The sequence below is a fragment of the Flavobacterium sp. genome (assembly GCF_028712645.1).
In the GTDB taxonomy this organism is placed as follows: domain Bacteria; phylum Bacteroidota; class Bacteroidia; order Flavobacteriales; family Flavobacteriaceae; genus Flavobacterium.
Genome location: NZ_JAQTPQ010000044.1, coordinates 9,724 through 17,514 on the forward strand (window position 1 = coordinate 9,724; position 7,791 = coordinate 17,514).

At 34.0% G+C, this 7,791-nt stretch carries 5 protein-coding genes; all 5 read left to right on the top strand.

The genetic code is table 11. The features are described from left to right. A partial coding sequence (locus PHC28_RS05230) for a T9SS type A sorting domain-containing protein (RefSeq protein ID WP_300096964.1) occupies positions 1 to 1,327 on the top strand: 1,327 nt, incomplete at its 5' end. A gap of 17 nt (positions 1,328 to 1,344) precedes the next feature. After that, a complete protein-coding gene (locus PHC28_RS05235; protein ID WP_300096966.1) occupies positions 1,345 to 2,316 on the top strand; it encodes a toxin-antitoxin system YwqK family antitoxin in 972 nt (323 codons plus the stop codon). 2 nt (positions 2,317 to 2,318) lie between these two features. Then, positions 2,319 to 2,720, top strand: coding sequence for a hypothetical protein (locus PHC28_RS05240; protein WP_300096969.1), 402 nt, complete (start codon positions 2,319 to 2,321; stop codon positions 2,718 to 2,720). Positions 2,721 to 2,783: 63 nt separating this feature from the next. Next, a complete protein-coding gene (locus PHC28_RS05245; protein ID WP_300096971.1) occupies positions 2,784 to 5,888 on the top strand; it encodes a SusC/RagA family TonB-linked outer membrane protein in 3,105 nt (1,034 codons plus the stop codon). A gap of 35 nt (positions 5,889 to 5,923) precedes the next feature. After that, positions 5,924 to 7,459: a SusD/RagB family nutrient-binding outer membrane lipoprotein gene (locus PHC28_RS05250; protein WP_300096973.1), complete on the top strand. Its 1,536-nt coding sequence runs from the start codon at positions 5,924 to 5,926 to the stop codon at positions 7,457 to 7,459. The last annotated feature ends 332 nt before the right edge of the window (positions 7,460 to 7,791 follow it).

A 7,791-nucleotide genomic window follows, 5' to 3' on the forward strand; every position in this document is an offset into this window, starting at 1 on the left:
TCCATTAACTTCATCTATTCCAACGATGATAAGTATTGGAAATCACGAAGGAGATTCTTCCAACTTTTATAAATATATGAAATATGAAGAATTGACCGATGGTTATCCTGTTGGTCATTCCTACAACGAAAAATTTTATAATTATATTTATGGCAATACTCAAATTATAGCAGTTAATGGCAATGCCAATTATAAATTAGCGGATCAAATTAGCTGGATTGATAGTAGATTACAAGAATCTAATTCGGATGCCAATATTGATTTTGTATTTTCATTTCTGCACCATCCTGGACACAGTGAAATATGGCCTGACGGAAACGAGAGTTTTGTACAAAACAATATTCTTCCAAAATTGAAACAGTATCCAAAAAATGCTCTAATTGTTTATGGTCATTCCCATAATTATGAAAGAGGCGTGACGGATATTGCCACTGGAACTCACGATATGTATCTGGAATTATCTGGCGGTGCCGGAGCAGCATTGGATCGCTGGGGAATGTATCCCAACCAAACGGATTATCCAGAAATAAAAGTGAGTAAAGATATTTATTGCTGGACTTTAGTAGATATTGATGTAGATAATAAATCATTTACCGCTAAGACCTTTAGTTTTGGAAATAGCAACAGACCAGTAACTAACGAATTAGTAGATGAATTCCATTTGAATTTAAACCAAACGGCTCCTCAAACACCAACTGCTTTGGGTATAGAAAATGGGACAGTACTTGTTGCTTCTCAAATGGTAGGAGTTGATATTCCACAGACTTGCCAATTTCAGGTTACGACAACTTCGGGTGATTATATAACTCCATTAATCAATAAGGAGCAAGATAAATATAATGTTTATGACGATACTCGCGCACCAAATTATACGCCTATAAACAAAAATGCTGGCTTAAACATTTCGAAATTAGATATTTCAACTTACGGGCTCACAACAGGTCAAACGTACTTTTATAAAGTCCGCTACCGTGATGAAAATTTAAAATGGAGCTCTTGGTCAACAGAAAATACTTTTGTTTATAATACTTTGGGAGTCAATGATTATGGCAACGTTAGCAAATTTGGCTTGAAAGTTTACCCAAATCCAGTGGTTTCAAATGCAAAGATTTCAGTTGTAATGCCAAATCCAACATCTAACGCCAAAATTCAATTAGTAGATATGTCAGGAAAAGTGGTTGAAACCATTTTTAAAGGAAGCTTAGAGCAAGGCTTACAAACTATTTCTTGGGACAATAAAATCAAATTAAGCGCTGGTGCCTATATCGTTAAATTAACTTTTGATGACAAAAGTGATAATATGAACGTGATTGTAAATCCTAAATAAGGTTATAAAAAACGAATATGACAAACGCAGCAAAGGCAATATTAATAATTTTATTTTTTTGGACATTCGGAATGATTGCTCAAGATTCGACTGGTTCTGTTTCCAATGGAGAAAAAACGAAGTTGTTTTTTGAAGGGACAAAAACAATTGACAAGGAAGGTGTTTTTGCAAACAAAATGAAAGAAGGAATTTGGATTGCTTATTTTCCAAGTGGCAAAAAAAAATCGGAAAGCACTTATTTCAATGATACCTTAAATGGTGCTTATATTTCTTGGTTTGAAAACGGCAACAAATGTACAGAAGGTTCTTATGACCATAATAAGGAAAATGGAATTTTCAAAAGTTATTATGAAGATGGAACACTTCAATCTGAAAAAAACTTCGATTATGGGATTTTATACGGAAAAGCTATTGAATATTTTCCGAACGGAAAACCCTTTAGAGAGGAATACCATAAAGAATATACAAAGGTGGGACATTGGAAAAGATGGTATGAAACGGGGCAATTATTTAATGAGGTAGATTATATGAACGATATGAAACAGGGTATTTCGTTAACGTACTATCAGAACGGGACAGTTAAAGAAAAAGGAGCTTATGATCGAGATGAAAACATTGGTCTTTGGGTTTCTTTCGATGAAAAAGGAAATCTATTGTCAGAACAATTTTATAAAGGCGGACTAAAAACAGGTCTTTGGAAATCCTATTATGACAATAGAAATTTAAAGGAATTTGTCAATTATATGGATAATGAAAAGCAGGGAGAATATGCTTTGTATTATGAAAATGGAAAATTAGCCTCCCAAGGTAATTTCGAGAATGATTTAGTAAATGACCTTTGGGTTATGTATTATGAAAACGGAAATAAAAAAGAAAAAGGCATCTATTTTATGGGACAAAAATCAGGCTTATGGAAGTTTTATGATGAAAACGGGAGACTGATTTCAAAGGAAAAATTTGAAAAACCAACGCAAATTAATAAATATTAAAAATGAATTCTCTACTACTAAATAAAAGCGAAAAAAATAAAATACAGCCATTAGAACTAATTGCTCGAATTGGTGTTTTTGGAACTTTTTTAGGACATGGAATTACCGCTTATGGAATAAATCCAAAATGGATTCCTTTATTAATGGCTTTCGGATTTTCGGGAGAGCAAGCCGTTTCTATTATGCCTTATATTGGTGTTTTGGATATTATTGTAGCGATTGTAATCTTGATTTACCCAATTAGAATTGTTTTGTTTTGGGCATTATTTTGGACTTTTTTAACAGCTTTAAGCCGTCCTATTTCAGGGGATTCTATTTTAGAGCTATTTGAAAGGTCATCAAATTGGGTCCTGCCTTTAGTTTTAATATTAATAAAATATCATCCAAAAAATAAAATAAAATAAATAAATAAAACAAATTATCACTATCCTTTTTTAACCAAACTAATTAATAAAAAAATGAAAAAAATGAAATTTACAAAATCACTTATTTTTTGTATTATGACTTTCCTACTGACAATAGTTGCGCAAGCTCAAGATATTTCAGTATCAGGAAAAGTTATAGACGAAAACGGGCTACCTATTCCAGGCGCTTCCGTTTCAATCAAAGGAGCACCTAAAGCGACTTCTACGGATTTGGATGGAAGTTATCAGATAAAAGCTCCAAAAAACGGCATCTTGATTGTTAGTTATATTGGCTATACTTCTGTCTCAGAAGCCATAAATGGTAGAACTACTATCAATGTAAATCTGAAACCTCAAAACGAAGAATTAAAAGAAGTTGTCGTAACTGCACTTGGTGTAAAAAGATCGACAAAAGCTATAGGTTATGCAACTCAAACTGTTAAAGGAGAAACTTTGCAAACAGTTCGTGGAGTAGATGTTGCTACATCTCTAACGGGAAAAGTAGCTGGTTTATTGGTAAAAAACAGTACTGATTTTGCTGCTGCACCCGAAATTCAACTACGTGGAGAGAAGGACCCTCCACTTTTAGTTATCGATGGAGTTCCTTACGGTAATATGTCCCTGCGAGATGTTCCAGCAGACGACATCGAATCTATAAATGTTTTAAAGGGTTCGACAGCTTCTGCACTTTATGGTGTTCGTGGTCAAGTTGGAGCCATTATGGTAACTACCAAAAAAGGCGCATCTAAAAATGGATTAGAAGTTTCTTTTAATAGTAGTAGTATGTACACAGCAGGCTATTTGGCCATACCTAAAATGCAATCTACTTTTGGGCGCGTTATCGATAATACAAATACAGTTTCTACTTCTGGAGATGGTGCTTGGGGAGTTCCATTAGATGGGCGTATGGTAAATCAATGGAATTATGTTACTAAACAATGGGGGTTAAGTCCTTATTTACCGGTGGGAAAAGATAATTTTGCCAATTTTATTAGCCAAGGCTATATTATGAACAATAATTTTAGTGTAGTACAACAAGGCGAAAATGGAAATCTAAGAGCATCGGCTTCTTGGGTAAAAAATCAAGGACAATATCCCAATTCTGTTTACGATAAAATTACTTATTCAATAGGTGGTGAAATGAGAATGGATAAATTTACTTTATCATCCTCACTGACTTACAACAAACAAACTTCTCCAAATGTTGGTTTTAATGGCTATACCGCTTATGATCCTATGTACACTTTATTAGTTTGGTCAGCTCCAGATTATGATGTTCGAACAACAAAAGACTATTGGATAGTTAAAGATAAGCAGCAAAACACTAGTTATTTAAACACAAATAACAATCCATATTATGATCGTTATGAAAGAACCCGTTCGTTAAACAGAGATGTCATAAATGGTACACTGGCATTAAGTTATAAATTTAGCCCTTTGCTAAAAGCTACTTTCCGTACAGGATATGACAACTTTAATGATCATCAAACCATTCAAATTCCTATGAGTTCCTTACATTCTGCTGGAGCTTCAACTGTGATTGATGGAGGTACTGATGTTTGGGGTGAAAGTCAATTAGGTTCATATAATGAAGGTACTAGTAGAGGCTATAGTTACAACAATGATTTTTTACTTGAGGGCAATAAATCTTTAGGTGATTTTACAATTGAAGGTTTGGCAGGGGCAACTTCTTATTTTAAACAAACCGAAGGAATTGAGGCCTTTACTCAAGGTGGCCTTTTAATTCCTGGTTATTATTCTCTCAAATCTTCTATTTTGCCTGCAAAAGTAAACCCTTATTTATCTCGTATAGCTAGTAATAGTTTGTTTGGTCGTTTGGCAGTTTCTTGGAAAAGCATTGCATTTTTAGAAGGTAGTATTCGTAACGATTGGGCTTCAACTTTGTCTGCTGCTACACGTTCCTATAGTTATCCTTCACTTTCAGGAAGTTTGGTTTTGTCTGAGCTATTACCAAAAACAGATTGGCTGTCATTCTGGAAAATTCGTGGTTCTTGGACTACCGCTCGAAATATTCCAAGCCCTTTTTCCATTAATTCTACTTATTCTTTATCTAATAATGTCTGGGGAAGTCTCTCAGGTCAATCTCTGCCTACATCAATAAGACCAACTAATTTGCGTTCAGATGGAAATGAAACTTATGAAGCTGGTACAGCTATAAGTTTCTTCAAGAAAAGAGTTTCGTTAGATGTTACTTATTATGAAAAACGTTATTTTGATGGTATCACTAATGCTGGCATCTCCTCCTCTTCAGGTTTTTATACCGCATTGATTAATACTGGGGAAGAACAAACACGTAAAGGTATTGAGGCTTCTTTAGATGTTACCGCAATAAAAAGAACTGATTGGCAATGGAATTTAGGTTTTAACTGGGCGTCATCAGCCATTTATTATTCAAAACTAGATCCTATCTATTCTTCAAACAATACCTGGGTAAAAGTGGGTGAAAGAGCAGATGCTTATGTTATTAACGAATTAATGAAAGACCCACAAGGAAATATTATTTATTCAAATGGCTTACCTGTTTATGCCCCTTTTCAAACAAGAGTTGGTTATGCAGATCCAAAATTTACTTGGGGTTTAAATACAATGCTTAAATACAAAAATTTCACCTTCAATGCTTCTGTAGATGGCCGCGTTGGTGGTTTAGCACAAACCAGAACAGAAATGTATATGTGGATTTCAGGTAACCACCCAGATTCAGTTGTTCCAGAACGATTTTTAGACGCTAACGATCCAGGTTCAAAAAATTACGTAGGAACTGGTGTAAAAGTAGTTTCGGGTGATTTTACTTATGATAAAGATGGTATACTTACTGATACTCGTACTTATGCGCCAAATGATGTAAAAGTTACTTATGAATCTTACATCAACAAATTGCACAAAGGAACCGCTTGGGGTGGTGCTCCAGGTCCTCTTGAAACACTGAGCACTACTTTCTTTAAAATACGCGAGATGTCAATAAGCTTTGACTTCCCAAAAGATATTTTAGATATTTTGCACGCAAAATCGTTGTCTTTTTCTGCGGTAGGGCAAAACTTGTATTTGAAAGCAAAAGATTTCAAATATTCGGATCCAGATGGTGGTACTGAAAATTTTAGTGACCCATCACAACGATTTGTTGGATTTAACATTAAAGCCAATTTCTAATGGAAAGATTGATAAAAAATTTAAAATTTAAAACTATGAAAAATATAACTAAAATAGCAGGTGTGGTTATCTTTACTTTCATTTTGTTGTCGAGTTGTGACAACAACTTTGACAATATCAATTCTAACCCAAATGCCCCTGAAATACCAGTTCCCTCTTTGTTATGTACTAATGTAATATTGAGTATAACAAAATTTGGAGGTGATGCTAAAGCATTTATTTCTAATAGTGCCTTCCCTAAATATGTGGGATATGCTAATGAAGGTCGAATGGGATCTCAATACAATAGTATAGGTTCAGGTTCTTTTGGAGGAGTTACAGTTTTGCCCAATATTGATAAAATGGTGGAATCAGCCAAAGCTACTGTTGCTTTGCCGGTTCAAAATTCGTATGAAGGAGTTGGCAAATTTGCTAAAGCTTGGATTTTATTCCGAATGACAATGTCAATGGGAGATATTCCTTATGCTGAAGCAGGACAAGGAGCTACAGGATTAACTAAACCAAAATACGACACACAAGAGGTGGTGTTTAAAAACATTTTAGATGATTTAAAAGCTGCTGAACAACTTTTTGCTAACGGAGCAACATTTGCTGGTGATCCAACTCCTTTTAATGGTGATCCAGATAAATGGAGACGAGCAACTAATTCATTTGCACTAAAAGTATTAATGACTTTAAGCAAAAAAGAAGCTGTAGCATCTTTAGATGTCAAAAATCGCTTTTCTCAAATTGCATCTAGTGGAGAATTATTGAACAGTTCGGCAAATTATTTTGGATTAGTCTATTCGACCCAAAATTATTACCCAACTTTCAGTCCATCAAATATTTTTACCAGCAGAGCAATGATGAGTACTTTAATAATTGACCCTATGAAATTATTAAATGATAGACGTATGTTTTATTATGCTGAACCTGCGAGATCTAAGATTACTGGAGGTTTACTTGAAACAAATCCAGCCGCTTATGTTGGGTGTAATGTTTCAGATGATTATGATGTCTTAAGTGCTGAATGGACTGCGAAAAAATATTCTGCAATCAATTTACGTTATCAAAAAGATGCAACCACCGAACCCCGTATGCTACTTACTTATGCAGAACAACAACTGATCATAGCAGAAGCTCGTGTTCGAGGATGGATTACTTCGGGAACTGCCCAAGGATATTATGAAGAAGGAGTAAAAGCAGCTCTTACAAGTGTAATGTCAGTTTCTTCTACTTACTCACACAGCATGCCAATAAATGCAGCATATATTAGTGGTTATTTTACCGGCGAAGCAGCTTTTAAAGCTACTACTGATGAGCAATTAAAACAAATTTGGTTGCAACGCTATTTTATAAACTTTCTACAAGATGGAGATTATAGTTATTGGGAATATAGAAGAAATGGCTATCCAGATTTTCCTATTAATCCTGCTACTAGTATGAATATTAACAATGTGAATATTATTCCGTTACGAAATTCATATCCTTCATCTGAGGCAACTTTTAATGATGTTAATTATTTAGAAGCGGTAAGTCGCCAATTCGATGGTTTTGATGATGTTAATAAGTCTATGTGGTTGTTGCAATAATTTCTCATTAAGGGTATTCTTTACTAATAAGAGGTTTTTGAAATTCCTATGATTTATATAATATTATCATTGTAAAATTAATTTAGATTTTTAAGAACCCAACTATCCTAAAGACACGGGATATATACTTGGTGATTTTTGTGGTTAGTAATTCTAAAACAGCCTGTGATTTTATAGTTACAGGCTGTTTTAGTAAATCATATTTAAAAAAAAATAGTTTTAAATATGTAGATTTGGTTATCAATAAGTTATTAAAAATAATATTAGAAATTAAATGAAAACATTCAGTACTTTTATTTTAGTTGTAGTTATTAGTTGCTCCATCTACTCGC